Origin of the sequence: Calothrix sp. UHCC 0171 (genome assembly GCF_034931845.1) — a bacterium.
GTDB lineage: Bacteria > Cyanobacteriota > Cyanobacteriia > Cyanobacteriales > Nostocaceae > Brunnivagina.
Window position 1 is genome coordinate 160,562 of record NZ_JAYGHN010000003.1, and the last position, 25,780, is coordinate 186,341.

The 25,780-nt window shown below is 40.8% G+C and carries 18 protein-coding genes; 11 read left to right on the top strand and 7 right to left on the bottom strand.

Going from position 1 to position 25,780, the window contains the following annotated elements; all coding sequences use genetic code 11:
• Nucleotides 1-88: 88 nt before the first annotated feature.
• The gene (locus tag VB733_RS04120) at nucleotides 89-1,291 is read left to right on the top strand and encodes a serine/threonine-protein kinase (protein WP_323338842.1); all 1,203 of its coding nucleotides are present in this window, start codon (nucleotides 89-91) and stop codon (nucleotides 1,289-1,291) included.
• A 196-nt stretch (nucleotides 1,292-1,487) separates the two neighbouring features.
• Here VB733_RS04120 and gndA read toward each other — a convergent pair whose 3' ends face one another.
• Nucleotides 1,488-2,918, bottom strand: a complete 1,431-nt coding sequence (gndA, locus tag VB733_RS04125) for an NADP-dependent phosphogluconate dehydrogenase (protein ID WP_323338843.1) — start codon at nucleotides 2,916-2,918, stop codon at nucleotides 1,488-1,490.
• 443 nt (nucleotides 2,919-3,361) lie between these two features.
• Here gndA and VB733_RS04130 point away from each other — a divergent pair, with 443 nt between their 5' ends.
• Entirely contained in the window at nucleotides 3,362-4,063 is a 702-nt protein-coding gene (locus VB733_RS04130) for a Ycf66 family protein (protein WP_323338844.1), read from the top strand.
• A gap of 73 nt (nucleotides 4,064-4,136) precedes the next feature.
• Nucleotides 4,137-4,277 carry a hypothetical protein gene (locus tag VB733_RS04135; protein WP_323338845.1) on the top strand — a complete coding sequence of 47 codons (141 nt, stop codon included), beginning with the start codon at nucleotides 4,137-4,139 and terminating at the stop codon, nucleotides 4,275-4,277.
• On the opposite strand, the gene cysE is transcribed toward VB733_RS04135, so the two are convergent.
• The 3 genes from cysE to VB733_RS04150 all read right to left on the bottom strand — a co-directional run bounded on the left by cysE (nucleotide 4,257) and on the right by VB733_RS04150 (nucleotide 7,602).
• On the bottom strand, nucleotides 4,257-5,051 hold the full coding sequence (cysE, locus tag VB733_RS04140; RefSeq protein WP_323338846.1) for a serine O-acetyltransferase: 795 nt from the start codon (nucleotides 5,049-5,051) through the stop codon (nucleotides 4,257-4,259). The two genes, VB733_RS04135 and cysE, sit on opposite strands and share 21 nt — an antisense overlap.
• A gap of 175 nt (nucleotides 5,052-5,226) precedes the next feature.
• Complete coding sequence (locus VB733_RS04145) at nucleotides 5,227-5,763, bottom strand: hypothetical protein (protein WP_323338847.1); 537 nt, start codon at nucleotides 5,761-5,763, stop codon at nucleotides 5,227-5,229.
• A 177-nt stretch (nucleotides 5,764-5,940) separates the two neighbouring features.
• Nucleotides 5,941-7,602 carry a DUF3352 domain-containing protein gene (locus tag VB733_RS04150; protein ID WP_323338848.1) on the bottom strand — a complete coding sequence of 554 codons (1,662 nt, stop codon included), beginning with the start codon at nucleotides 7,600-7,602 and terminating at the stop codon, nucleotides 5,941-5,943.
• 182 nt (nucleotides 7,603-7,784) lie between these two features.
• Here VB733_RS04150 and VB733_RS04155 point away from each other — a divergent pair, with 182 nt between their 5' ends.
• The 4 genes from VB733_RS04155 to argS all read left to right on the top strand — a co-directional run bounded on the left by VB733_RS04155 (nucleotide 7,785) and on the right by argS (nucleotide 15,008).
• Complete coding sequence (locus VB733_RS04155; protein WP_323338849.1) at nucleotides 7,785-8,144, top strand: rhodanese-like domain-containing protein; 360 nt, start codon at nucleotides 7,785-7,787, stop codon at nucleotides 8,142-8,144.
• Between the two features lie 481 nt (nucleotides 8,145-8,625).
• Nucleotides 8,626-9,702, top strand: a complete 1,077-nt coding sequence (gene hrcA / locus VB733_RS04160) for a heat-inducible transcriptional repressor HrcA (RefSeq protein WP_323338850.1) — start codon at nucleotides 8,626-8,628, stop codon at nucleotides 9,700-9,702.
• Between the two features lie 1,081 nt (nucleotides 9,703-10,783).
• On the top strand, nucleotides 10,784-12,922 hold the full coding sequence (locus tag VB733_RS04165; RefSeq protein WP_323338851.1) for a catalase: 2,139 nt from the start codon (nucleotides 10,784-10,786) through the stop codon (nucleotides 12,920-12,922).
• Between the two features lie 331 nt (nucleotides 12,923-13,253).
• On the top strand, nucleotides 13,254-15,008 hold the full coding sequence (gene argS, locus VB733_RS04170) for an arginine--tRNA ligase (RefSeq protein ID WP_323338852.1): 1,755 nt from the start codon (nucleotides 13,254-13,256) through the stop codon (nucleotides 15,006-15,008).
• A gap of 454 nt (nucleotides 15,009-15,462) precedes the next feature.
• Here the strand turns inward: argS and VB733_RS04175 are convergent, their stop codons facing one another.
• The 3 genes from VB733_RS04175 to VB733_RS04185 form a co-directional block, all read right to left on the bottom strand.
• Nucleotides 15,463-17,268 (bottom strand): ribonuclease J, encoded by a 1,806-nt coding sequence (locus VB733_RS04175; protein ID WP_323338853.1) that lies wholly within the window; start codon nucleotides 17,266-17,268, stop codon nucleotides 15,463-15,465.
• Between the two features lie 300 nt (nucleotides 17,269-17,568).
• Nucleotides 17,569-18,453, bottom strand: coding sequence for a 4-hydroxy-tetrahydrodipicolinate synthase (gene dapA / locus VB733_RS04180; protein WP_323338854.1), 885 nt, complete (start codon nucleotides 18,451-18,453; stop codon nucleotides 17,569-17,571).
• A gap of 317 nt (nucleotides 18,454-18,770) precedes the next feature.
• Nucleotides 18,771-19,814: an aspartate-semialdehyde dehydrogenase gene (locus VB733_RS04185; protein ID WP_323338855.1), complete on the bottom strand. Its 1,044-nt coding sequence runs from the start codon at nucleotides 19,812-19,814 to the stop codon at nucleotides 18,771-18,773.
• 1,062 nt (nucleotides 19,815-20,876) lie between these two features.
• On the opposite strand from VB733_RS04185, the gene tig reads away from it, so the two are divergent.
• The 4 genes from tig (at nucleotide 20,877) to VB733_RS04205 (ending at nucleotide 25,715) form a co-directional block, all read left to right on the top strand.
• Entirely contained in the window at nucleotides 20,877-22,295 is a 1,419-nt protein-coding gene (gene tig, locus VB733_RS04190; protein WP_323338856.1) for a trigger factor, read from the top strand.
• Nucleotides 22,296-22,638: 343 nt separating this feature from the next.
• Nucleotides 22,639-23,334, top strand: a complete 696-nt coding sequence (gene clpP / locus VB733_RS04195; RefSeq protein ID WP_323338857.1) for an ATP-dependent Clp endopeptidase proteolytic subunit ClpP — start codon at nucleotides 22,639-22,641, stop codon at nucleotides 23,332-23,334.
• Between the two features lie 10 nt (nucleotides 23,335-23,344).
• Nucleotides 23,345-24,688: an ATP-dependent protease ATP-binding subunit ClpX gene (clpX, locus tag VB733_RS04200; RefSeq protein WP_096618455.1), complete on the top strand. Its 1,344-nt coding sequence runs from the start codon at nucleotides 23,345-23,347 to the stop codon at nucleotides 24,686-24,688.
• A 115-nt stretch (nucleotides 24,689-24,803) separates the two neighbouring features.
• Nucleotides 24,804-25,715 (top strand): alpha/beta hydrolase, encoded by a 912-nt coding sequence (locus tag VB733_RS04205; RefSeq protein WP_323338858.1) that lies wholly within the window; start codon nucleotides 24,804-24,806, stop codon nucleotides 25,713-25,715.
• The last annotated feature ends 65 nt before the right edge of the window (nucleotides 25,716-25,780 follow it).

The following is a 25,780-nucleotide window of genomic DNA, read 5'->3' on the forward strand; positions in this document are numbered from 1 at the left end:
AATCATCATTGATAGCATCTCAGATGAAGCGATCGCAAATCTCATGATTGAGGCACAATAGAAATAAAGTGCGATCGCAATTTTGGAAATGAGCTACTGCCTAAATCCCCGTTGTCCGAAACCTGAAAACACCAACGATGGAAGATTTTGCTTAACCTGTGGTGCTAAGTTATTACTTAAGGACAGGTATCGTGCCATGAAACCCATCGGACAAGGTGGTTTTGGTAGAACTTTTTTAGCGGTAGATGAAGATAAACCTTCTAAACCCCACTGTGTAATTAAGCAATTTTACCCGCAAGCACAGGGAACTAGCACCTTGCAAAAAGCTGTAGAATTGTTTAACCAAGAAGCAATGCGTCTTGATGAGTTGGGAGAACATCCTCAAATCCCCGATTTGCTGGCTTATTTTACCCAGGAAGATAGACAATACTTAGTTCAGGAATTTATTGATGGGTACAATCTCGCCCAAGAATTAGCCCATAGTGGTACTTTTGGCGAAACGCAAATTCGTCATCTGCTCTATGATTTATTGCCCGTGTTGCAATTTTGCCATGCACGTAATGTAATTCATCGCGATATCAAACCAGAAAATATTATCCGTCGTCGCGCACTTCCAGGACGTTCTACGGCGATTAGCGAACATAATCCTGGTAATTTAGTATTGGTAGATTTTGGTGCGTCAAAAGTCGCTACAAACGCGGATGTGAATAAAACTGGTACAAGTATTGGGAGTCCTGAATATGTGGCACCTGAACAAATTCGCGGGAAAGCATTATTTGCTAGCGATATTTATAGCTTGGGTGTAACTTGCATTAACTTACTCACAGGCAAATCTCCTTTTGATTTGCACGATATCCATAACGATACTTGGATTTGGAGACAGTTTTTAACAACGCCTCTGAGCAATGAATTAGCAGCAATTATTGATAGTATGCTGCAAACAATTCCAGCACGTCGCTATCAGCTTGTAGATGAGATATTGCAAGATTTAGAACAATGGCAACCAACAAATAAACCTCTAACAACTCCTGTCAAATTACCAGTAGCACTCATAACTAATAATCAAGCAATTAAAACCCCAGCAAGTAATAATCAGCAAAAAAGTCAAAGTCAGATTGATACAGAATTAAACGAAATAAAAACGATGTTTCTTGGTGCTGGCAAGCCAGTAAATAATCCTAATCCTACATCTTCAACATCACAAACAACAAATAATGCAATTCCCAGCAAAAGTAAAATTGATGAAGAATTAGAAGAAATGCGTTCAAAATTCTTAGGAAATAATCAGTAGAAAAACATCATTCAAATTATTACACTTAATAAAAAAATATCCCTAACCTCTATATATGATAGAAGTCAGGGACATGAATTATCCAATTCAAAAGTGAAACAATCGATGAATTAGAGCTATTGATTTAAAGTTAAAAATCAAAAGTTAAAAACAATTAATCATTAACCATTAAATCAATAACCAATCAGCAAATCGCTTATTTCTTCGCTTCAGTAATAGGAACCCATTCAGTGTGGAATGTACCTTCTTTATCGATGCGTTTGTAAGTATGTGCCCCGAAGTAGTCGCGTTGTGCTTGAGTGAGATTTTGGGGCAAGCGATCGCGTCTGTAGCTATCGAAGTAATCTAAAGATGCGCTAAATGCAGGTACAGGAATACCTAACTGTGCCGCAGTTACAATCACTTCGCGCCAAGCAGCTTGTCTATCAAGAATGGTTTGTTTAAATTCTGGTGCTAACAATAAGTTTGCCAAAGTCGCATTTTCATCATATGCGTGCTTAATCTTATTTAAGAAACCAGCCCGAATAATACAACCACCTTTCCAAATTCGTGCTAGTTCGCCCAATTTTAAATTCCAATTATAGGTGCTGGAAGCAGTACCTAACAATGCCATGCCTTGTGCATAGGAACAAATCTTCGAGCAATATAGGGCATCACGGACTTTATTAATAAAAGCCTTAGTGTCGCCACTAAACTTACCAGAAGGACCTGTTAACTGCTTCGAGGCAGCAATACGTTCATCGCGGATAGAAGAGAGAATCCGGGAATTTACAGCCGCAATAATTGTCGGTACGGCAACACCCAATTCTAAAGCGGTTTGTACTGTCCAGCGTCCGGTTCCCTTTTGCCCAGCAGCGTCTACAATCAACTCAACTAGAGGCTTCTTAGTATCAGGGTCAATGTAGGGGAAGATATTGGCAGTAATCTCAACCAAAAATGAATTGAGTTCGTCAGTGGTGTTCCACTGGGTGAAAACATCGTGAAGTTGTGTATGGTTCAGTCCAGCTACATTTTTGAGCAAGTCATATGCCTCAGCAATTAGCTGCATATCGCCATACTCAATCCCGTTGTGAACCATTTTCACATAGTGACCGGAACCACCAGGACCAATGTAGGTGACACAAGGACCATCATCAACCTGAGCAGCTACCTTATTGAAAATTGGCGATAGGAACTGATAGGAACTTTCGGTACCACCAGGCATCAACGAAGGACCGTTTAAAGCGCCTTCTTCACCGCCACTGACTCCCATACCGATATAGCGTAAACCAGTTGGTTCTAGCTCCTTGGTACGTCTGTCTGTATCTTCAAACCAAGAGTTACCACCGTCGATAATAATATCGCCTTCATCCAACAATGGTTTGAGGTTTTCAATTACTGCGTCAACTGGCTTACCGGCTTGTACCATCACCAAGATACGGCGAGGACGTTCTAAGGAAGCAACAAAATCCTTAAGGTCAAATGCCGCGACAACATTACGACCTCCTGCACGGTTCGCCATGAAGGCATCAGTTTTTTCTCGCGATCTGTTGTAAACCGCGATTGGAAAGCCGTTACGTTCAACGTTGAGCGCGATATTCTCGCCCATAACAGCCAAACCAATCACACCAAAACTTTGCAATGTCATAATTCTATTGGCTAACTCTTGCAGATTCTTTCATTTTTTAGGGTAGTCCGAGAATTTCGCTTCTTCCCTAAAGAAGACATTAAGAGTTGTGGCAAAGAGTAAAAATCCATAATTTACACAGATAAAAAATTTAAATTTGTATCTGAGTCAACATAATAGCTTGCAAAAAGCGCGAAATTGGAATAGAGGTATTGCTGGGTGCTGTACGCCAAAGACCTTCCCAAAGGGTGTGCTGTTGTTTGCTACTCTACAATCAGCCGCTTAAAGTCTCTACCGCAGGCTGTGCTGAGTAGATTTAAAAGTCATCAAGTGATAAGTGAAGCCTATCTTTAAAATCTTACCTTGAATTGCAACTCAGTGCTTTGGTTCATTAATACAATAACTCAAAAGTTCCCACAACTTCTACTCAGCACTCTTATCTTATATTTGGAGGAGTAACAAAAATGCTTGCATATGTTCTGGCTTTAGCTGTTTTCATGGGCAGTACCGCAATTTACATGGTGGCTTTCTTTTTTCCCGAAGTTCACCGGAAAAATGATTTTATCTGGAGCGGTGTTGGTTTATTTTATGCATTAGTCATATGGATATTTGCTCACCGCATTAGTGGAGGTTTGTTGTTGGGTCATATTGCTAGCGTGGCATTGCTATATTGGTTTGGCTGGCAAACATTTACATTGCGTCGCCAAGTCACACCTAACGCTTTGCAAACTCCTGTACCCAGCACAGAGGAAGTCAAAGCAATATTCGAGCAGCAAGTTAGTAAGATATCGTTGCCGCAGCGCCTTAGTAGTTTGTTTTCTGGGGCAAAAAATAAGGCACAACAAGTCATTAATAAAAATAAGCCTCAAGATACAACTTCTGCGACTGCTTCCCCAACACAAATTATCGAAGCTTTGACTAAAGAGGAATTTACTGATGCAACGGGTGATGTGGCTGCCACCAATACGGAAACACAAGTAGTGGAAATTACCCCACCCGCAGCAGTCCCGCCCAATCCCCCATCTGCGGAGTTAGTGGAAAATGCCCAACCAGATTCAGAGTACAAACCAAACATTCCTGTGGAGGAATTAGCCCCCGATGCTGCATTAGCACCTACTGCTGAAGAACCTATAGAGGATACTCCCCAAAATCCTCCTGCTAGCTGAGGTATTGATAGGTTTAAACATTTAGAGACGTTACATGTAACGTCTCTGTTTGTTTTTCGGGCTAGCAGCAGCTATGCAATTCCACACAACCGTTACTCTGATTACGATCGCATTTCTGTTCATTAAATTTCTATTAATTAAATCATTGATGGGAAGTAGTGCGATCGCCTATGCAAATTCCCCAAAATACCAATTAAATTCCCGAACCGTCTAAAAATTCATCTATTGCCTTATCTTGAATACGGCAATAATTATGTATCTCGTGGATGTCACTACGTATGGCTTGCTCTAGCCTTTGACTATCACCAGCATTAACAAACGCTGGCATACTAGTATAAACACTTGATTGTTTTTGTAAATTTTGCAACTGGTTTATTTGTTCTTCTAGTTGTTCAATTCTGTCAACTAATGCCCGAATTGCTTGTGCTTCGGCATCAGGTAAACTAGCGTGTTCTAACGGGTTCACACGTACACCGGAGCGAAAAACGATACGTCCGGGTATGCCAACTACTGTGCAATCAGAAGGAACATCTCGTAATACAACCGAACCCGCACCAATACGGACATCATTACCTATTTCAATATTACCGAGAACTTTTGCCCCTGTGCCGACAACAACATTTTTGCCTAACGTTGGGTGACGTTTACCACTTTCTTTTCCAGTCCCACCAAGGGTGACACCCTGGTAAATGAGAGCATAATCACCAACGATCGCAGTTTCACCAATCACGACACCCATACCATGATCGATAAATACTCCATGTCCAATTGTCGCACCTGGGTGGATTTCAATCCCAGTGAGAAACCGGGCAATATGGGAAATGAAACGGGGAATAAAGGGGATACCAACCTTGTACAGTTGATGTGCAATTCTGTGAAAGAGCAGTGCTTGCAAACCGGGATAGCAAAATAACACTTCCAACCAGTTACGCGCTGCCGGGTCACGTTCAAATATAATGCGGAAGTCAACTAGGAGTGTAGATAACACGTTCACAACATCCTCGATTTGCCAAAATAGCTCCAATCTATCTTAGCGTTTTTCCTGTCATCATCCCCTAATCCGATTGGAAATTAGTAATTGGCTTTTACGTCAACATCTAGGGGGAGAGTGAAGGAGAGGCGGAGAAAACAAGAGTTATTTTTGTTACTACATCTCCTAACTACTACTGGAGATTCAGGGTGTAATTTTGTTTGACGTTGGCATTAAATGTTCCCACCCAAACTTTATATTTTCCAGCCTGCAAACTTTTTAGGTTGATGCTTGCGTCTTTATTCATACCAGTATCATCACCGCAGTATATCGTATTGTCTGGAGCCTGAATTAAGAGGGTGGTGTCAGTACCACCACTATTTACCAGTACCTTCAGTTGAGAAAAATCTTGTTCTAAAATGATAATGTGGTCAGGAGTAGGGTCAGCGAAACCCAAACAAGCTTTGTTGTTAATGTCTCGATTTGTGATGGCTGACAGTGAGTAAGCACCCCCTGTGTAACCAGAAATTGATGTTGCGTTTGGATTAAATCCAGGCGATAAACTAATCGTGCCAAAGTGAGCAGCATCTGCAAGTACAGGTGCTGTGAAAAATATTGTAATTATACTCAAAAGCCATCCACTTTTTAAGCAACCATTCCCTATTTGAGCTTTTAATTGAGCTTTTATTGTTGTCAGGATTGGCAGCTTTTGGGAGCGACGTTTACTCATAACAGCCATCCCTTATTGCATAAAGTATTTTTATATACACTATTTTATAGTGATATACCCCTGAAGAATTTAGGGGGTGTGTCAGATGTGAATGTGTCACACTATGTTCGGTTAAATACTGATTTATTGAGACTGACACGGAGACTTAGAGACGCGGGGACACGGAGAAATATTGAGTCAAAAATTATCAAGTTGGAAAAACGCACCACCTTTGAGCGATCGCTCGCTGTTATCGTAGTTACTGATGGTAAGCGATCGCAAATTGTCAAATAATGGTTTGGCGACAACTTTTAGCAGTTTGAGGATGGGTAGCTGTTTTTGGAGAATATCTTGGCTATTTGCCCAATCAATATGGATGTACCCCTGATTGGTTTTGGGAAATACAGCAATACTTTTTTGAAAATTACGGTTGTCTGTGAAATTATGATCTTTACTGGCGAGAACTTCATGCATTGTCTCTAAAGATGAAGTGAAAATTTCGTAATTACCAAGAGTAGTATGCACCCCGTAAGCTTGGGCGGCAATGCTGAAAGATGGTTTGGCTTTAGCGTCAGTTTTGGTGGTAGTAGCAGCTAATTGTGTCCAAGCGGTGATGGGTTGCTTGTCCAAAGTGAACGAACTCACGCTTAAGCCGTTTTTTGCAGCAATTTCATCCAAGCGGGAAATTCCATCGGGTGATGAAGGTGTTTTTTCCACCACAAAAACCCAATCAGGATTTCCTTGTTGCGGGTTTGACATTAATGCAACTGCATATTCGCCTGTCACCCACTTAAATATATCTGCCGATAAGTTTACACCCCAACGATTTTGTGCTTCTGCTAAAGGTAGTACAAAATTAGTAATGCTAACTTCGCTTTTTCCTGATAAAGCACCAGCTAGTTGCTGCCAATAGCGGGCGAGATTGCTGCTACTGATATTGCTCAAATCACTGCTGGAAAAAGTCACTCCAAAAGTGGGTGGAATATATTGCAATGCGCCTACTGGTTTTGAGAGTTTTGGCGAAGATGTGGGAATTGCCTCAGGAGTAAAGGCAACGGTTTCGGCGAGTAAACCTTTTGCGGCTAGAGATAGGGAAACAAGCTGGGTGTCGAAAGTTTGTACGGGTAGCTTTAAGCCTTGCCATTCAGCAACCGCAGGCAGATTTAAATAAGTCACGCCTAACGCACCCTGAGAAATTTGCTGGGCGGCTTCTTGATACTGGGGGGAACTAGTTAAATTTAAATCGGGTGCTTGGACATTATTAATAGCTTCCCGTAACACCTTCGGATCATTAGCAAACAACACAAATTTATCACCAACAACCGCACCACTTAGCATTCCTTTTTCGGGCTGGGAATAATCAGCGATAATTTTTATACCAGCATATTCTTCAACATTTAAATCTGCACCTGCCAATACACGCTTAGAAAATAATAATTGCAGAAATTCGCGACTTTTCTCAGGTGCTTTAGTTGCCAGTGCCATCAAGTAACCAGGTTGTTTCCCATTCTCAGCATCACGATCAAAATCTAAACTCGTGATAGCAAGTGTTATTTCACTACCAAGCCAAGGCTGTATATCTTGGCGATAATCTATACCAGAATTACTCAAAAAACTTGCTTTCAAATTCGATAAATCAACTTGCTTCTCCAGTCCCTGCAAGCGTTCTGTATTTAGTATTGACACCATTGCTGGAGCTTGTTTTGATACAAAAATAGCTGCATTGGGTTGCTCTCCACCACCAATACTTTTGTTAGAGCCAAAAGCAGCAGCAACCGAAGTTTCACTGAAGATAAAGCAATTTACCAGCAGCACAACCAAGCTTGCTGCCAGAAAACGAAAGAATAGACTTCTCCTCATATTTTTATTCCACACTCACTGATATTTAAGGTTAAAGGTAAAGGGGGAAGGGGGAAAGGGGAAAAAAGAAAGACTGATGACAAATGCTCTATTTTCACTCACCACTAAGCAATTTGATAAATTTTTTGTCAAGATGGGAGAATAGGATAAGTAAAGATAAAGATATTGTTAACTAAAAGTTCATGACTGGCAGACCTCCGCATCTAACTATTACCCAAATCAGCGTCGAAGAATTGCAAGAACGTTTAGTCTCCGGCGATTCTCATCTGCAATTAGTCGATGTCCGCGAACCTCAAGAGATAGATATCGCCAGCATCGCTGGCTTTACTAATTTGCCTTTGAGCGAGTTTGCTGCTTGGGGCGATGAAATTCATTCTCGTTTAGATTCCGAAAAAGAAACCCTTGTTCTCTGTCATCATGGTGTGCGATCGCAACAAATGTGTCAGTGGCTAGTTAACCAAGGCTTTACAAATGTTAAAAATATCTCTGGTGGGATAGATGCCTATTCAATTATTGTTGACTCCTCAATTCCCCAGTATTAACCATTAGCCAAGACTAGAAAACTTTGGCAAGAGGGGGATACACGGAAACATCAGCATAGTCTTGTCCCCTATGCATCCCTCGGAAAATAAACCCCGCATTTCTACGCAGGCTACAACAACAAGTTGACAAGTATTTTAGTAATCAAAACTACAGCCTTTTGGTGATATATGTGAAAATATATTTATATAAGTAAAGTTTATGAGTATTCGCCGGATGACAATTTGATTCAGTTAATTGCCAACAATGACTGCATCGGCTGACTCCAAAAATACCTCAGATTGGTTAACTTTGCGTAATCATACGATTATTTTCCCCAAAGATGTAACTTTATTTTGCTTTTTCTATTCTGAACAACTTAATTTGCTATCTTTCTTAACTAAATATTAATTTAATTTTCTTTTTCTCAGTTTCTGATTACATCTCTTCTTCAATGTCTTTATCAAACTTTTATTTAAGAATTGCCTTTAGTAAACACAACCTATGCAAGTCCAGCTAACTAATCGACAACAGCATATACTTTGGGCAACGGTGCGACATTACATTGCCACAGCAGAGCCAGTTGGTTCCAAAACCTTGCTTGAGGAATATAACCTTGGTGTCAGTTCTGCCACAATCCGTAATGTGATGGGGATGTTAGAAAAGGTGGGATTGTTGTATCAACCGCATACTTCCGCAGGGCGAATTCCTTCCGATTCGGGCTATCGTATCTATGTAGACCAGTTAATAACGCCGAGTGAAGTGCTATCTTTGCAAGTTGAACAAGCGCTACAAAAGCGTTTGAAGTTGGAAGATTGGAGTTTAGAAGCGCTGTTGCATGGTGCGGCGCAAATTTTGTCCACTTTAAGCGGTTGTGTAACTTTAATTACGATGCCGCAAAATAGTGCGGCGATGCTGCGTCATTTACAAATGGTGCAAATCGAGGCTGGGAAGGTAATGTTGATTGTGGTGACGGATGGATATGAGACACATTCAATGTTACTGGACGTTCCTACACGTGATAATGGGAATCAACCAGATGTAGAAGTAATTGACAGGGAATTACAGATTGTCTCCAACTTTTTGAATAGTCATTTGCGGGGCAAAAGTTTGTTGGAATTAGCGAATCTAGATTGGACGGAATTAGATCGTGAATTTCAATATTATGGGGAATTTTTGAAGACTTCGCTAGCGGAAATTAACCGTCGCAATTTTACACCAGCCAACGCGCAAATTATGGTGCGGGGGGTTTCTGAGGTGTTGCGGCAACCGGAGTTTTCGCAATTACAGCAGGTACAAACTATCATTCAGTTATTAGAAGAAGAACAGGAACAACTTTGGCGATTGATTTTTGAGGAACCAGAAGCCGAGGAAGCAGGTAAGCAGAAGGTGACAGTTCGGATTGGTGCGGAAAACCCATTAGAACCGATACGTAGCTGCTCGCTAATTTCTTCGACTTACCGACGCGGTTCGGTAGCTGTGGGTAGTGTAGGGGTTTTGGGACCTACTAGACTAGACTATGAAAATGCGATCGCAGTTGTTGCGGCAGCCGCAGAATATCTTTCGGAAGCTTTTAGCTAATTAGTGATTTCGCTAATATTTGCTAGGACATAGCTAAATTTAGTGCATTAGACTTATGCTTGAGAATGTGCTAAAGCACAACTACGAACATTTTCTATTGCATCATTTTAGCTGTGTCGCGCCACTAGTGCGTGAAGGCAAAAGTCAGAAGCGCAAAATAGACGGTGTCGGTTTCCGTCACTTCTAACTTTGTAAGAAGGCAAAAGAAAGAAAGAGCATTTTATCAGCTTTTCAAGCATGTTAGATGGTAGCTTTATTTCTGGCGTTGTGTACTAGTTAATCTTTTTTCATACATCAAACTAGATTTCTATAGAAACGTTTAATTATTATTTTTTATTCAATTAGGAATCATCTAAAAATCAGTAGTGCAAGCGTCTCGCTTACTATTTCCCAAAGTTGGGCAAGACCTTTGGTGTAAGCGCTCGTCGAACGTCTCAGTCAAACGCTGACTACTTGTTCTATTTATTTTTACACGAATACTTAACATCAGTATTAAGTAGGTCGGTGTTAAAAATTGTCGTTATGGCAAGGCAGGAGGCAGTCCTAATGAAAAAATTTCATCGCCAAGCATGAAAGGGGGACGAGGGGACGCGGGGAATAATAGGGGACGCGGGGACGCGGGGAATAATAAATGACTAATAACTAATGACTCTTTCAAGTCAGAGGGCATAAGGCAGGAGGGAAGAGCTTTTCAAGTCAGTTTACTTTTCGTTACATACTACTCTGCGAGAAGCCGCTCCGCGTCTACGGTTTATTTGCACCGTTCTACTTAAAAAAATAAATTGTAAAAATTGCTTACTTAATTATTAAAAAAATTGAGTATATAAACTTAGATATTTTCGTCATCTATCTTTTTACATAAATATCAATAGAACTAAGTATTACATTTGGTTGATGTTTATTCTAGCTAAAAATTTGAACAATGATAGACGGTAGTAAAAATAATCTCTAACAAAACATTACAACTAGACTTTTCTATTGCATTTAATTTCAACTTCGATTGATTTCGATGCATTTTTATCTACGCACTGGAAAAGTCTAATTAATCCCGACTCATCAACAAAAGGTAAACAAGAACTTTATGAGCGATCGCACCAACGAGAAAAATATCAACGAGCAAAGTAAGAATCAAAGCTTGGAACAATTCCGTCAGCAACCTGGCGAATTTATTACTACTAATGAAGGTGTTAAAGTTACCAGCACCAATGATTCACTGAAAGCTGGCTCCAGGGGACCAACTTTACTCGAAGATTTCCACTTCACAGAAAAGAATGCTCATTTTAACCGTGAACGTATTCCCGAACGTGTAGTTCACGCACGTGGAGTTGGCGCACATGGTTATTTTCAAGTGTACGAATCGCTATCTGAATTAACGAAAGCGAAGTTTTTACAAGACCCTAGCGTTAAAACTCCCGTATTTGCCAGAATTTCGACAGTAGCTGGTTTTCGTGGTTCTCCAGACCCTGTACGGGATGTCAGAGGCTTTGCAGTCAAGTTTTACACGGAAGATGGTAATTATGATTTGGTAGGGAATAACATTCCTGTTTTCTTTATCCAAGATGCCATCAAGTTTCCCGATTTGGTTCATGCATTAAAGCCAGAACCCCACAACGAAATGCCTCAAGCATCGACAGCCCACGATAATTTCTGGGATTTCATCTCGTTAATGCCGGAATCAATGCACATGATTATGTGGATTTTGTCCGACAGAACTATTCCCCGCAGCTACAGAATGATGCAGGGTTTTGGTGTGCATACTTTCCGGTTTGTGAATGAGCAAGGGAAAGCCAGGTTTGTCAAATTTCACTGGAAACCTTTACTGGGTGTACATTCGGTAGTTTGGGATGAAATGCAGCAATTGGGAGGAAAAGACCCAGATTTCCATCGTCGAGATTTGTCGGCAGCGATTGAAATGGGGGATTATCCAGAGTATGAACTGGGAGTACAGATTATTGAGGAAGAGGACGAGTCTAAATTTGATTTTGATATTCTCGACGCTACAAAGTTAATTCCCGAAGAGTTAGTCCCAGTGAAACCAATTGGGAAAATGGTGCTGAATCGCAACCCCGATAATTTCTTTGCCGAAACCGAGCAAGTTGCTTTCCAACCAACAAATGTAGTTCCAGGTATCGACTTTTCCGATGATCCATTATTACAAGGTCGAATATTCTCTTACCCAGACACTCAAAGACATCGTTTAGGCACTGCAAACTTTGAAAATCTACCGATAAATAAACCCGTTTGTCCGGTTCACAACGACCAACGCGACGGTTTTTCCCAGTACAATATTCCCACTTCCAAAGTGAATTATTTCCCCAATTCCCTGGGTGGTGGTTGTCCAATGGCAGCACCAGAAAATATGGGTGGTTTTGCTCACTACATGGAAAAGATGCAGGGACAGAAAGTTAGGGAACGGAGCCAAAGCTTTAGCGATCATTTTTCCCAAGCGACTTTATTTTGGAATAGTTTATCAGCAGTTGAGAAGGAGCATTTAGTTAAAGCTGCTCAATTTGAGTTGGGTAAGGTAATGCATAAGGAAGTCAAAGAGCGTGTGGTTGGTTTGTTTAACCATGTTGAACATGAATTTGCCAAACGTGTTGCTATGGGATTAGGACTTCCTACACCAACAAAAGAAGTAATTCCCAACCACGGTAAGAGTTCCCCAGCTTTAAGTATGGAAAATCAGCCCAAAAACTCAATTCAAACCCGGCAAATTGCTGTTTTAGCAAATGATGCTTTTAATTCCCAAGAATTGATGCGGGTGAAACAGGTGTTAGAAGCTGAAGGGGCGAAAGCTAAAATCGTCTCGAAATTTGGCGGTACGATTAAAAGTGTTGATGGTAAGGAAATTGAAGTAGATGGCACTCTGCTTACCACTGCTTCAGTTCTCTTTGATGCCGTCTATATTCCCGGTGGAGAAAAGAGCGTTGCTAGCTTAAAATCTGATGATGATGCGATTCATTTTGTGAATGAAGCATTTAAGCATTGTAAAGCGATCGCAGCAACTGGTGAAGGTGTCGATTTGTTGATGGTTTCCAACATTAAAGGTGTAAATATTGCAGATTCGCAACAAAAATTTGCATCTGATCAAGGTGTGGTTACGAGTCGCAATCCTGGGGATGTAGAGAAAACAGCAAAAGAATTTGTAAGTGCGATCGCTCAACATCGCCATTGGATCAGGGAGCAAAAAAAACTGGATACCCCCATGATGAGCGCTTAGTTACAAGGAAAATTTGGTAGATGAGTATACTCCGTCCTGTGTAGTGCAGTGACGGTTTTTTGATTTTATTTCGTTGCCACCCAATAATACCATAGGAGCTAATCTATCATAATCGCTACCTGCAATCCGTCACAATATCAAAACCTACCAAACCAAGTTTCCCAAGTCCGAAGCTTCAAAGAGGGAAGCTAGCGGTAGAATACATAGGTCATATGGCATTTAAATTAGGCTGGAAGCAAATTAAATTGAGTTTCTAGCTGACTTTAACCATTAACCCCAACTGATTCGTGGGTAGGATGCTGGGTAGATTGAGAGAGAAGAACATTTACATATGAATGCTACACAAGAACAACTAAAATTAAAAGTGGAACAGGCATTGGTTGCTGCGTTCGGCACAGAACTTGCTGGAACCGATCCAATGTTAGTGCCTGCAAGTAATCCTAAATTTGGCGATTATCAAGCTAATTTATCATTATCCCTATCGAAAAAACTTGGAAAGCAACCACGAGTTATAGCTCAACAAATAGTCGATAGACTTGAGGTGTCGGATATCTGCGAAGCCCCAGAAATTGCCGGACCTGGTTTTATTAATTTACGCTTAAAGACAGATTATATCGAAGCACAACTCAACGCCATCCAAGCAGATACAAGATTGGGTGTAGCTAAAGTCAAGCACCCTCAACGAGAAATTGTAGATTTTTCGAGTCCTAATATTGCCAAAGAAATGCATGTCGGGCATTTACGCTCGACGATTATCGGTGATAGCATTGCCCGGATTCTGGAATTTATCGGACATGATGTGTTGCGGTTAAATCACGTTGGTGATTGGGGTACGCAATTTGGAATGTTGATTACCTATTTGCGGGAAGTATTCCCAGATGCATTGACAACTGCAAATGCTTTAGAAATTGGTGATTTGGTTGAGTTTTACAAACAAGCCAAAAAGCGGTTTGATGAGGATGATAACTTTAAGGAAACAGCACGCCAGGAAGTTGTCAGATTACAATCAGGTGCTGAAGATACCCTTCATGCTTGGAAATTGCTCTGCGCCCAATCTCGCCAAGAATTCCAGGAAATTTATGATTTGCTGGATGTGAAACTTTACGAACGTGGAGAATCCTTCTACAATCCTTTACTTGCGGATGTCGTTAAAGATTTAGAAAAATCTGGTTTACTCGAAGAAAGCGATCGCGCAAAAGTGGTATTTTTGGATGGGTTTACTAATAAGGAAGGGCAACCTTTACCATTAATTATTCAGAAATCCGATGGCGGTTATAACTACGCGACAACAGATTTAGCTGCAATTCGTTACCGCACACAACAAGACGAAGCCAAGCGAATCATTTATCTCACCGATGCCGGACAATCGGGACATTTTGCTGGTGTGTTTCAAGTAGCACGTCGGGCAGGTTGGATACCCAATGATGTGGAAGTAGTCCATGTAGGCTTTGGGATGGTTTTGGGTGAAGATGGCAAAAGACTGAGAACCCGTGCCGGTGATACAGTAAAGTTGCGGGATTTACTTAATGAAGCCGTCATGCGATCGCGTGCTGATTTGGATACTAGATTACAAGAATCTGGACGTGAGGAAACGGAGGAATTTAAAGCCAATGTTGCCCAAATTGTTGGCATTAGTGCGGTGAAATACGCAGATTTAAGCCAAAATCGCATGACAGACTATAAATTTAGCTTTGACAAAATGCTGTCATTGAAGGGGAACACTGCACCATACATGCTTTATTCCTATGCCAGAACTCAAAGTATTGCCCGGGAAGGAAATATTGATTTTGAAAAGTTGGGTGATGTCAAAATTCAACTTCAAGCAGATAGCGAACTTACTTTAGCAAAGCATTTATTACAGCTTGATGAGGTAATTATTGAAGTTGAGAAGGAGTTATTACCGCATCGCTTATGCGAGTATTTATACCAACTCAGTGATAAATTCAATAAGTTCTACGAAAATTGCCCTGTGTTGAAATCAGAGGTAGCATTACGAACATCGCGGCTAGCTTTGTGCTATTTAACAGCAAGAACTTTGAAATTGGGGTTAAATTTACTAGGAATTCAGGTTTTGGAAAGAATGTAAACTAAAATTCAGGATTCAGGATTTAGAAAACCCTAACTAAGAAACGTGAATTAAATAAATTGCAAAAGTAAAGCACCAGTTGCTATTCGTTCAGAATTGCAAGTTATTAAAATTCCCTTTCCTAACCTGAGTACAGGATAAGGAAAGAGACAGGTAGTAAGTTGAAATCACATTTTTCTTCATCAACCTGCCGCATCTTTATCCAACAAGGTTGAAATGCTCTCAGCATTCTCTCAACTTATTCTCCTATTCACAGAATTGCTATCCTGGGGAAATCAATGCGATTTCTCCCAGAACTTACAATTAGGATTTCTCTAAAATCTCTTCCTGAGTTGAAAAATTATTACCAAATTCAAGCAGTATCCAAATATTGCCATGTACTACAAGTAAATACACCGCAAATTAATTTTCTAACTGCTTGTATTATTTGGCTCAACTTATCACACAGTTCTTCCTAAGATGCTACTTGTGCAGCAGTTCTGGTACGTCTTCTTCTCCCATCTGTAGGAACTGTAGTAGTTAAATTTGTTGATGTCACAACTTGTACAGATGTATTTTCCTCTGGAACTTGCATCAATAAGGTTACTGTGGGCTGACAATGTAACTCTTTCCGCAAGGAACGTGCTAAATCTCTTTCAATTAAACCCTGTAAACCGCCCCAGTCTACCTCAAGCTTATCATTAAAGCTTTCAGCAAATTCTGTCCAACGGACATTGAGAATTTCTTCAATTCTTTGCTGTACCCACTTTTGCAATAAAGGTTTCTCGATGGAGGTGACTACACCACGCAAGTGAATTTCGGGTTTTGCTAATAATTTACCTTCCCAACTGATTGCTGCTGCAACTGTAACGAGTCCTTCTTCTGCCATTTTTTGACGTTCTTGGAGAACTTTGGCACTTACCATACCAGAACCGGAAGTATCAACTAATTCCAAGCCGGACGGAACTTTTCCGATGACGCGAATCGATTGTTGTGTTAGCTCAATAACATCACCGTTATTAAGAATCACCATATTCTCTGGGGGAATACCCATACTTTGCGCTGTTTGCGAATGCTTAACTAGCATTCGATGTTCACCGTGGAAGGGAACAAAAAACTTGGGTCGAGTTAGCGCTATCATTAATTTCTGGTCTTCTTGGCAACCATGCCCAGAGACGTGAATACCTTTGTCGCGTCCATAAATCACGTTTGCTCCCTGCATCATCAATTTATCAATTGTATTGACAACTGCAATTGTGTTACCTGGGATGGGATTCGCTGAAAATACGACTGTATCTCCTTGACGAATCTTGATGTGGGGATGTTCTTTATTGGCAATGCGTGTCATGGCTGACATTGGCTCCCCCTGAGAGCCAGTCGTCAAAATTAGCACGCTTTCATCCGGAAGATTGCGGATGGTATTCAGAGGCTGTAACAAGTTATCTGGACATTTGATGTAACCTAGATTGCGGGCATGGGCAATTAGGTTGAGCATCGATCGCCCAACTACGCTAACAACACGGTTATGCTTTTGCGCCAATTCCAGAATCATGTTGATTCGGTGGACACTAGAGGCAAATGTTGTGATGAATAATCTACCCGTCGCTTGACTAAAAGTCCGATCAAGGTTGGGGTATACAGAACGTTCTGACGGTGTAAAACCAGGTGTTTCCGAATTTGTCGAGTCACTAAGAAGGCACAATACACCTTTTTCGCCATATTCCGCCAAACGTTGAATATCGAAGCGCTCACCATCCACGGGGGTGTGGTCAAACTTAAAATCCCCAGTGTGAATTACTATACCAAGCGGTGTGTGAATTGCTACTGTAAAACTATCAGCAATGGAATGAGTATTGCGAATATATTCCACTAGGAAACTTTTCCCAATCCGTACCATATCGCGAGGCATGACAGAGCGTAACTCAGTTCTGTCGCGAACCCCTGCTTCTTCTAGTTTCCCTTCCAACATCGACATTGCTAGGCGAGGACCATAGATGACGGGAATTTCAAATTGCTTGAGGTGAAATGCAATCCCACCAATGTGATCTTCATGTCCGTGGGTGACAATCATTCCCTTGATTTTATGGCGATTTTCGCGCACATAATTCATATCGGGAAGGACTATGTTGACTCCATGCATTCCATCAGTCGGGAATGCTAAACCTGCGTCTAATAAAATGATTTCATCTTCATACTCAAATACACAAGTATTTTTACCAATTTCGTGCAAACCGCCCAATGGAATGATTTTTAAGGCGGTTGAATTTTCGTTTTTAGCCATTTTCTCCTGAGATTGTTTACTTTTGTTTGTTTCGATGTTTTTTCACTGAAAAAAATTTGTAAAATTTTAATCGCAGACAATAACGAGATAGTTGTTAATTTAGTCTGGATAAAGTTTAGGTTAAACCTAGGATGCTCAATCGATTAGGTTCGTCTAGCTGGAGTTGAATCGTCATAACTATATACATTCAGTCGTAACACAGGTTTTTTTACTATCACCTGGTAGAATCTACGCACTTTTTTATATGTATCTTCTATTACGTTAACTTGTTAAAGTCGAAAAAGAACTATATTAGTTTCTTCAAATTAAATTTAGTTCTTTCAAAACTACCTCTAATCGTTGAGCAACTTCTGGTGATACCTCACAGAGTGGCGGACGGGAGGAACCCACTTGCCATCCACAAAGCTGAAGTGCAGCTTTTACTGGAATGGGATTAGTGGTAATGAATAAAGCTTTGAATAAAGGAAAAAGCCGCAGGTGAATTTCGGTTGCTTGCTGTACTTTCCCCGAATTGTAAGCTTGTATCATTTGTTGTAGCTGTATACCTACTATATGGGAAGCAACGCTAACCACACCTTTAGCACCAATCGCTAGTAAAGGTAAAGTTAAAGAATCATCTCCAGAGTAAATGTGAAACTCTGGCGGTGTCAAGCGGCTAATCTCGCTTGCTTGGTCTATGTTGCCACTTGCTTCTTTAATGCCAATAATGTTATTTATCTCGGCTAGCTTGGCAACGGTTTCTGGCATTAAGTTTTGACCTGTACGACCAGGAACGTTATACAACAACACAGGTAAATCTGGTGTTGCTTCAGCGATCGCTTTAAAGTGTTGATATAATCCCGCTTGCGGCGGTTTATTATAATAGGGGACTACTTGTAAACAACCATGTACTCCTATTTTAGCGGCTTTTTGAGTGGCTGCGATCGCCTCCTTTGTCGAATTAGAACCACACCCCGCCATTACTAGTGCTTTTCCTGCGACAGCTTGCAGTACCACACTAAACAATTGATATTCTTCGTCCCAAGAAAGTGTCGGGGACTCTCCTGTTGTGCCGCAGATCACCAGGGTATCACTGCCATTATCAGCAAGATAGGCTGCTAATTGGGCTGCTAGGTCGTAATCAACGCTACCGTCTTTCTTGAACGGTGTAACCATTGCGGTTAAAACTTTACCAAAATCTACCACCCTTGTTTTACTCCTGATTCGTATTTACCTGTTGAAATTAGTGCGGTGGTTTTCTTAAAAATAGCTTACTTGTAAATTTATTTCAACTTTAATTGCTTGTTATTTGCTATTTGTTACTTATACTAAATAATCAATCACTAACATGTAGATAATTATTTTTATCAACTCTAGACAGAATCATCAAGGGGTGTAAATGTTCTATTCATAGTTATTAAATACTAATTACCCTATGCATATAATTATGTCAGGACAGTGTTGATGCTGACAAACTAGATATCAAGCTATTTCGATTACTGTAATTATGAATTCCGCACTTTTTACCGTGAAGCTATTGCTGGCGCTGGCTTAACTATGTTTTTTTCTACCAATAATTCGGCAATCTGTACAGCATTTAAAGCAGCACCTTTGCGAATTTGGTCGCCACATAGCCACAATTCTAAACCGCAAGGATGAGAAATATCCTCACGAATTCTACCTACCAAAACTTCATCACAACCTGTAGCATCAACTGGCATCGGGAAATAGTTGGCTTGCCAATCTTCTACTAATTTTACTCCTGGAGCTTTGTTGAGAATTTCTCTGGCTTCATGAGCAGAAAAAGGCTCGGCAAATTCTAAATTAATTGCTTCTGAATGGGCACGTAGAACGGGAACCCGTACACAAGTCGCCGTCACTCGGATATCTGGAGCCGCGAAAATCTTTCGGGTTTCGTTGACCATTTTCATTTCTTCTTCACAATAACCCATATCATTTAATGGTGTATTGTGGGGAAACAAATTAAAAGCTAAAGGATAGGGGAAAATATCAGTGGGTGGTTTTTCTCCCATTAAAATCGCACTAGCTTGAGCTTGCACTTCTGCCATTGCTTTTGCACCAGCGCCACTCGCTGATTGATAAGTAGCGGCAACTATTCTCTGAATTTTTTTGACTTGGTGTAGTGGATAAATTGCCACTGCCATCAGGATTGTCGTGCAGTTCGGATTGGCAATAATTCCTTTATGCTTGGCTACGGCATCGGGATTCACTTCCGGCACAACTAAGGGTACGTCGGGGTTCATCCGGAACGCACTGGAATTATCAATGACTACTGCTCCGGCATCGACGGCTTTGTGTGCCCAAGCTTGAGACGTAGAACCACCAGCACTTGCTAGCAATATATCAACATTGTTGAAGGAATTTTCATCTACTGCTTCAACTGCAATATTTTCTCCCTTGAATGCTAAAGTCTGACCAGCACTTCTGGGTGATGCCAATAATTTCAGTTCAGCAAGGGGAAAATGACGACTTTCTAATAATTCCAGCAACTCATGACCTACTGCACCAGTTGCTCCTAAAATAGCGACAGTATAAGTTTTAGACAAATTTACTTCCTCCGACGATTATTGACTAATGTTTTTTGGTAAATATCTTGGGCGTATTGCCCAGTAAAAGTGAAATTTTTGAATCTGAATCTATTGATATTCTACTGAAGCTTTTGGTTATCCAGAAAACATAAAATGTATTTTTATTTACGGATTTATACTTAAAATTATTGGTTTTATCTAGATATGCTAACGGAATTTATACCTGAGTTCCGTGAAAATTATAATTTGTGCTAGTTAAATAATAAATGAAATTTTTACCTAAACAACTAATCAGACAATATATTATATTGCAAACTTAAGTTTCTACAAAAACATCGGGAGTGTGGCAGAAAATGATGATAGAGGGAATCGCAGCAGAATCTGTCAGGTGTTTCGTATGAAAGATTGATGTACTATGATTCAGAAGGAGAAAACATGGGCAAACAGGTCAAATGACGACTAAATCGCAGTTGTTTTACCTGGACAATATGAGAGTTTGGTTGGGAATTTCCATTAGAAAGGTTGCCAATAGGGAGTTTTAAAGTTAAAAATACTGTCTGAGAACCAGGATATCACAACTAAGCGACGTGAAAAGCCAGAGGCTTTTCCCAGTGGCAAAAAAAGACCGATGGCAATGACTCTCAAACCCGCCCAATATTATGTGGTTAAGCCTAGTCAACCGATTGCGTACTCCTTGTATTAGATAAGGATGGCAAAGTTATTATTTTTCATGTTTATTTATTGGAGGATTATATCAATAAATTTATTTACTATTTAAGCGTCAAGTGTTTTGACAAGCAGTAAACTTAAAATTCTGCATCAAACGACAATGCCATTTCCTTAAGCACGATCAGGCAGTGAATAGCAAATCGGACTCAAAGAGATGGATATATCAATAGTCTAGTCTGAAGACACCTGACTCTGGCAACTTTAATTTCCAGTATTCATTGCTAAGGCTTTGAGATACTCACTCTCAGTTAGCTAGAGTCAAACAGCGATGTGTGAAAATGTGCAGAGGGAAACTTGTCCCTGTCAGATTTCACATGGGAGTAAAAACATCAAAAATAATCGAGACGAAGCATGAAAGTCACCCAGGAGAAACTTCCCGCCAGTCAAATTGGTTTGGAAATCGAAATTACGCCGGAAACCACCAAAAAAACTTACGAACAGGTTGTGAATAACTTGTCTCGCACCGTTAACATTCCTGGGTTTCGTAAAGGCAAAGTACCCCGCCCAATCTTGTTACAGCGTTTAGGAATGGCTCGCGTTAAGGCAGCAGCGCTAGAAGAAATCATCCAAGATGGGATTACCAAAGCTTTGGAACAAGAAAAAATCCCAGCAATAGGACAACCGCAATTGCGATCGCAGTTTGATGCTTTAATCGAAAATTATGAACCAGGTCAACCTTTTACTTTTTCAGCAGCAGTTGATGTAGAACCAGAAGTGCAGTTAAGTCAGTATACTGGACTACAAATTACAGCCGAAGAAGTAAAATACGATCCAGAGCGAGTTGATACAGTTTTGGATGGCGAACGTCAACAGATGGGAACTTTAATCCCCATTGAAGGGCGCGCAGCACAAATCGGTGATGTCGCAGTTGTCGATTTTAAAGGAGTTATTGATAAAGGCGAAGGCGAAGAAGGGGAACCCGAACCGATTCCCGGTGGAGAAGCTGAAGATTTCCAAGTGGAACTACAAGAAGATCGGTTTATTCCCGGATTTGTCACCGGAATTGTGGGCATGAATCCCGGCGAAACCAAAGAAATTAAAGCCACATTCCCCACTCCCTATGCCAACGAGGAATTAGCTGGCAAACCAGCTACTTTTACTGTTACGGTCAAAGAACTGAAGGAAAAAGAACTGCCAGAATTAAACGATGATTTTGCCAAAGAAGTTAGCGAGTTTGAAACTTTAGCAGAACTGCGGGCATCATTGGAAGAACGTTTTCAGAAAGAAGCTAGCGACAAAACCAGAGCAAATAAACAAGAGGCATTACTCAACGAACTAGTTAAGTATGTAGAAATCGACCTACCCGACACAATGATTCAGCAAGAAGTTGATGCCATGCTGACACAAACAGCAATGCGCTTGCAACAACAGGGTATGGACATCCGTAAATTATTTACGGCTGATATTATTCCCAAACTACGCGAAAATTCTCGCGGCGAAGCCACCGATAGAATTAAACGCAGCCTCTCCTTGCGGGAAGTTGGTAAACGCGAATCCATCAAAGTTACTGATGAAGAAATTCAAAATCGTGTCACAGAATTGATGGCAGAATATGCTGATCAACAAGATATAGATGAAGATAGATTGCGTTCAGCCGTCGAAAATGAAATGCTAACCGAAAAAATAGTCGATTGGCTTTTAGAAAAGTCCAGTGTCGAGCTTGTTCCCGAAGGTTCTCTCCAAAAAGCAGAAGAAGTCGAAGCAAATGAAGAAACCGAAGCAACAGCAGTAGAAACCGTCGCCACTGACACCTCAGAGGCTGGAGAATAGAAAGTAAGCAGTAGGGATTCGGAATTCGGGTACAACACCCAATTCCCAACTTCCCCATGCCTAATTCCCAATTCCCATTTACAATTGAGTAAGCTGAAGAGATAATCGTGACTAATGTTACTAACTCAGTGCAATCGCCTGATTTGGTGGTGTGATAACCGTACAGTTTATCTAAAAAAGGATATCGCACGATCAGAATTTAGATGAGGCATAATGGTTAACACATACCCTAAAATACGAAAACTTTGTGCTTTGCAGTTCTGAGTATGAACTCAATTTTCAAATCGAGTGGCAAAAACTGCCCTATTTAACCCACAATTCTATTGATTGTTAGGCGTTCTGTATGTTTTTATCGCAATCGGGAAATTATCCCATCGGTAGCTTGAGTAAATTAGCAATTAACTCCCTTGGCACTCCTAGCAACATCGTCCCAATGGTTGTAGAACAATCAGGTGTGGGAGAAAGGGCATTTGACATCTACTCCCGTTTACTGCGGGAGCGAATTGTATTCCTGGGTACACCAGTTGACGACAATGTTGCCAACTCCATCATTGCCCAGTTATTATTTCTCGATGCTGAAGATTCCGAAAAAGATATTCAGCTTTACATCAATTCTCCTGGCGGTTCGGTTACAGCAGGAATGGCAATTTATGATACAATTCAGCAAATTCGCCCAGATGTTGTCACCATCTGCTTTGGTTTAGCCGCTAGTATGGGGGCTTTTCTGCTAGCTGCGGGTACAACTGGCAAACGGATGTCTTTACCCGACTCCCGAATTATGATTCACCAACCACTCGGTGGCGCTCAGGGACAAGCAGTAGACATCGAAATTCAAGCCAAAGAAATTCTTTATCATAAGTCTAAGTTGAACCAGTTACTGGCACACCACACTAGACAGCCTTTAGAAAGAATTGAAGCTGACACGGAACGTGACTTTTTCATGTCGGCAGATGAAGCCAAAAATTATGGTCTTATCGACCAAGTAATTTCCACATCCAATCTTCCCACAGTTGGGGAAAACGTTACCATTGTCAAATAATGAGGCTGGTATGTCTAAGTACGACTCCCATTTAAAATGTTCGTTTTGTGGCAAGTCTCAAGAGCAGGTGCGTAAGCTAATCGCCGGACCGGGAGTCTACATCTGCGATGAATGCGTAGACTTGTGCAATGAAATACTAGATGAGGAGTTGCTCGACACAAACGGCGCTGCGGCGGCTCAACCTGCTCCCAAGTCCGAACAACCTCAGAAACGCCGTACCCGTTCCAGCAATCTTTCATTCAATCAAATACCGAAACCGCGAGAGATTAAAAAGTATCTTGATGAGCATGTTATCGGTCAAGATGAAGCGAAGAAGGTACTATCAGTTGCGGTGTATAACCACTACAAGCGATTGGCAATTATTCAGTCAAAGGGTAATAGCAAAGCTGCTACCGATGATGCAGTTGAATTGCAAAAGTCAAATATATTATTAATTGGTCCTACTGGTTGTGGGAAAACGCTTTTGGCGCAAACCCTGGCAAAAATCCTCGATGTACCCTTTGCAGTTGCTGATGCTACCACCCTCACTGAAGCTGGATATGTGGGTGAAGATGTAGAAAATATCTTACTACGATTGTTGCAGGTGGCAGATTTAGATGTAGAAGAAGCGCAACGAGGCATTATCTACATTGATGAAATCGATAAAATTGCCCGCAAGAGTGAAAACCCATCGATTACCCGTGATGTATCGGGTGAAGGGGTACAGCAAGCCCTGCTAAAAATGCTTGAAGGTACTGTCGCTAATGTACCACCTCAAGGGGGGCGTAAACACCCCTACCAAGATTGTATTCAGATCGACACTAGCAATATTTTATTTATTTGTGGTGGTGCCTTCGTCGGTTTAGAAAAAGTTGTCGAGCAGAGAACAGGCAAAAAGTCAATGGGCTTTGTGCAACCAGGCGAAGGTCAATCAAAAGAAAAACGTATTGCCGATACATTGCATCATTTAGAACCAGATGACCTAGTAAAATTTGGGATGATACCCGAATTTATTGGGCGGGTTCCAATGGTGGCAGTTGTAGACCCACTCGATGAAGAAGCATTGATGGCGATTTTGACGCAGCCGCGTAGCGCTCTGGTCAAGCAGTATCAAAAATTACTGAAGATGGACAATGTCCAACTCGAATTTAAACCGGAAGCTTTACGAGCGATCGCTCAGGAAGCATACCGAAGAAAAACAGGTGCAAGAGCATTACGTGGTATTATTGAAGAATTAATGCTAGATGTCATGTACGAAATGCCATCGCGTAAGGATGTGGGACACTGCTCTGTGACACGGGAAATGGTTGAGAAACGTTCTACGGCAGAATTGATAGTGCATCCTTCTTCCTTACCTAAGCCTGAATCAGCTTAGTTAGCTATTTACTTTAGGTATTTGTTAACAGTGATTAGTGATTTGTCCTTTGTGATTGATAATCAGTCATAATCAACAACAGAGGACAAATGACTGAAGGTAAAGGGCGAAATTTATGTCCCACATTCAAGTTCGGGGTGTTGAACATTACTATGAATGGATCAGACAACCATCCGGTTCCGAAAGTAAACCTGTGATGGTTTTTATTCATGGTTGGGCTGGTTCATCTCGGTATTGGCAAAGTACGGCACAAGTATTGTCCGATAAGTTTGATTGTTTACTATATGACATGCGCGGCTTTGGACGTTCCCAAGGCAAAGCAAGAGCCTTAGAAAAAGCAGGGGAAGCTGTTGTAGAAGCAGAATCTATACCAGCACAAGCGGCAGCAGCAGCAGAATTGACTTATGAATTGGAAGAATATGCTGATGATTTAGCAGCATTACTAGATAGCTTAGAAGTTGGGAAAGTGTATCTCAACGCCCACTCAATGGGTGCTTCAATAGCAACTTTATTTATTAACCGCTATCTGCAACGAGTAGAAAGAGCAATTTTAACTTGTAGCGGCGTATTTGAGTATGACAAAAAAGCATTTGAAGCCTTCTATAAATTTGGCGGTTATGTGGTGAAATTTCGCCCTCAATGGTTAGGTAAAATACCATTTGTCAACCGCATGTTTATGGCAAGATTTTTGCATCGTCCGATTCCCAATCGAGAAAGTCAAGCATTTTTAGATGATTTTCTGATGGCAGATTATGATGCTGCTTTAGGAACAATATTTACATCCGTGAGTAAATATCAAGCTGAGATAATGCCAGGAGAATTTAAAAATTTAACCGTATCAACGTTGTTAATCGCTGGGGAATATGACCAAATTATTCCGGCAAAGTTAGCTGAAAAAGCGGCAAAATTTAATGATCGGGTTGAACTTGTAGTCATGGAAAATACAGGACATTTTCCGATGTTGGAAGATAGGGATATGTATTTAAAAGTTGTGCGAGAGTTTTTGAATTCTGGAATTAGGAAATAGTTAATTTTGAATAGTTATATATTTATCAAGTGAGCCTCTGATGTAAATTAACCAATAAACAATTA

Coding starts and splice junctions, on each gene's coding strand:
- argS (WP_323338852.1), top strand. CDS start 13,254: ATGAATGCTACACAAGAACAACTAAAATTAAAAGTGGAACAGGCATTG.
- gndA (WP_323338843.1), bottom strand. CDS start 2,918: ATGACATTGCAAAGTTTTGGTGTGATTGGTTTGGCTGTTATGGGCGAG.
- VB733_RS04120 (WP_323338842.1), top strand. CDS start 89: ATGAGCTACTGCCTAAATCCCCGTTGTCCGAAACCTGAAAACACCAAC.
- VB733_RS04205 (WP_323338858.1), top strand. CDS start 24,804: ATGTCCCACATTCAAGTTCGGGGTGTTGAACATTACTATGAATGGATC.
- VB733_RS04135 (WP_323338845.1), top strand. CDS start 4,137: ATGCAATTCCACACAACCGTTACTCTGATTACGATCGCATTTCTGTTC.
- VB733_RS04175 (WP_323338853.1), bottom strand. CDS start 17,268: ATGGCTAAAAACGAAAATTCAACCGCCTTAAAAATCATTCCATTGGGC.
- VB733_RS04165 (WP_323338851.1), top strand. CDS start 10,784: ATGAGCGATCGCACCAACGAGAAAAATATCAACGAGCAAAGTAAGAAT.
- clpX (WP_096618455.1), top strand. CDS start 23,345: ATGTCTAAGTACGACTCCCATTTAAAATGTTCGTTTTGTGGCAAGTCT.
- VB733_RS04155 (WP_323338849.1), top strand. CDS start 7,785: ATGACTGGCAGACCTCCGCATCTAACTATTACCCAAATCAGCGTCGAA.
- VB733_RS04150 (WP_323338848.1), bottom strand. CDS start 7,602: ATGAGGAGAAGTCTATTCTTTCGTTTTCTGGCAGCAAGCTTGGTTGTG.
- tig (WP_323338856.1), top strand. CDS start 20,877: ATGAAAGTCACCCAGGAGAAACTTCCCGCCAGTCAAATTGGTTTGGAA.
- hrcA (WP_323338850.1), top strand. CDS start 8,626: ATGCAAGTCCAGCTAACTAATCGACAACAGCATATACTTTGGGCAACG.
- clpP (WP_323338857.1), top strand. CDS start 22,639: ATGTTTTTATCGCAATCGGGAAATTATCCCATCGGTAGCTTGAGTAAA.
- VB733_RS04130 (WP_323338844.1), top strand. CDS start 3,362: ATGCTTGCATATGTTCTGGCTTTAGCTGTTTTCATGGGCAGTACCGCA.
- VB733_RS04145 (WP_323338847.1), bottom strand. CDS start 5,763: ATGAGTAAACGTCGCTCCCAAAAGCTGCCAATCCTGACAACAATAAAA.